1 protein-coding gene and 1 pseudogene are annotated in these 1,959 nt (G+C 75.0%); one reads left to right on the top strand and one right to left on the bottom strand.

Annotated elements, in window-relative coordinates; all coding sequences use genetic code 11:
- Positions 1-228 (top strand): annotated as a pseudogene (locus ND748_RS30860) (geranylgeranyl reductase); the annotation flags it as partial.
- Between the two features lie 92 nt (positions 229-320).
- On the opposite strand, the gene ND748_RS30855 reads toward ND748_RS30860, so the two are convergent.
- The coding region (locus ND748_RS30855) for an AAA family ATPase (RefSeq protein ID WP_251749831.1) at positions 321-1,959 on the bottom strand (1,639 nt) is incomplete at its 5' end.

Below are 1,959 nucleotides of genomic sequence, written 5' to 3'. Positions count from 1 at the left end.
GCCCTGGACGGCTACCCGGCCCGCGTCCAAGCGGTTCTGGGGCCGGAGATGGCGGCCGGCCGCGAGGTGCTCGGCGCGTTCACCCGGCGGCCGGGGGTGATGCACGCGCTCCTGGCGGGCCCGGGCACCTTCGGACTGTTCACCCGGCTGATCGAGGGCCGCACGACGGTCGCCCGCCAGTTGCGGCGTCCCGGTGTTCGGGCGGCGGTGGCGGCGCTGGGCCGCTGAGCCGGCTGAGCCGGCCGGCCGCGGCTTGCGCGAAGGCGGCTGCTCAGCCGGGGTGTCTGCTCAGCGGGGATGTCTGCTCGGCGGGCCGCTGCTCAGCGGGGGCGGCTGCCGCGCTCCTCGCCGAAGCGTTCGGCCACGGCACCCGCGATCTCCCGGTATGCCGCCCGGGTTTCCCGTTTCAGGTCCGACAGCACGATCCGACCACCGTCGGCGAGGTGCGGGTCGAAGGGGACCTGCACCACCCGGCGGGTCCGTGCCTCGAAATGGTGGGCGAGGGCGTCCACGTCGACGCGTTCGCCCTGCGCCGGAAACATCGAGATCACCGCGACCGCCTCGCGGACGTGCTCCGAATACCCGTGTGCGTCCAGCCAGTCCAGCGTGGCGCTCGCGCTGGAGCCGCCGTCCGCGGTCGCGCTGCTCACGATCACCAGCGTGTCGGCGAGTTCCAGCACCCCGCGCATGGCGCTGTGCAGGATGCCCGTTCCGCAGTCCGTGAGCAGGATCGAGTAGTGCCGCTGGAGCAGATCGTCCACGGCCCGGTAGTCGTCGGCGCCGAAGGTGTCGGACAGCTCCGGGTCGTTGGCCGAGGCCAGCACCTCCAGCCGTGAATCGGCCTGGGACAGGTACTTGCGGATGTCCACGTACCGGTGCAGGCGCGCAGCGTCCTCCAGCAGCTCCCGCACGGTGTGCGAGGAGGTGCGCGGCACCTTCGAGCCGAGCGTGCCGCGGTCGGGGTTGGCGTCGATCGCCACCACCCGGTCGCCGCGCAGGCTGGCCAGGGTCGAACCGACCGCCACCGTGGTCGTGGTCTTGCCGACCCCGCCCTTGAGGGACAGCACGGCGATCCGATGGCAGTCCAGCAGCGGCGTGCGGATGCGGGCGATCTGCCGGCGATCGCGGACCTCGTCGGGTGAGGGCCCGGGATTCACCGCGCCGGCCGACACCTGGTAGACGAGCTTGCGCCAGCCGCGGGAGGCTGTCTGCGGTGGTGGCGGCAGCAGGGCGCTGGTGAGCAGCCCGGCGCGGCCACCCGCGTCGGGTGGCTGCGGACCCGGCGCCACTGCGGCCGGCCGTCGGGTCTCGCCCGGCTCCGTCCCGGCGGGCGGGCGTCCCCCGGCGGGATCCGGGTCGAACCCGTCGGTCCGGTGTCGCCGGGTCTGGCCGAGATGGGCGTCGCCGTCCGGATACGGGACGTACGGATCCGCGAAGACCGATGGACCGTCATCCGGGTAGGGCTCGTAGTCCGCGCGCGATCCACGGCCGGCTCGCGCCTCACGGCTCGGCCACGGCCCGCCGTCCTGGCGGGTGGCGGGGTCCTGGTGGGCGGCGGGGTCCTGGTGGGCGGCGAAATCCTGGCGGGCGCCAAGGTTCTGGCGAGGCCCGAGGTCCGGACGGATCTGCGCAGCCCGGTCGGAGCCGACGGTGTGGGAGGGGCGGCGATCGCGCCGGGGGCCGCGGTCCGGCCCGGACTCCTGATCCAGTCGGGTCCGGGGCTCCCGATCGGTCCGGGGCTCTCGATCGGCTCGGGGGTCGTGATCGGCCCGGGGTTCGTGGTTGGGCCGGGGCTCATGGTCGGTCCGGGGCTCATGGTCGGTCCGGGCGCCGCGGTGGCGTCCGGACCCGGTGCCCCGCTGGGCGCGCTGCCGGTCGGCATCCGTCGGGCGGCGGGACTGGCCGCGGGAACCGTCGTCGGGATACGGGGTCGGTCCCGGCGGCGGTCCGAGCGGCGCC

Source organism: Frankia sp. AiPs1 (assembly GCF_023716945.1).
Lineage (GTDB): Bacteria > Actinomycetota > Actinomycetes > Frankiales > Frankiaceae > Frankia.
The sequence above is the reverse complement of the archived record's forward strand: the minus strand, read 5'-3'. Positions and strand labels throughout refer to the sequence as shown.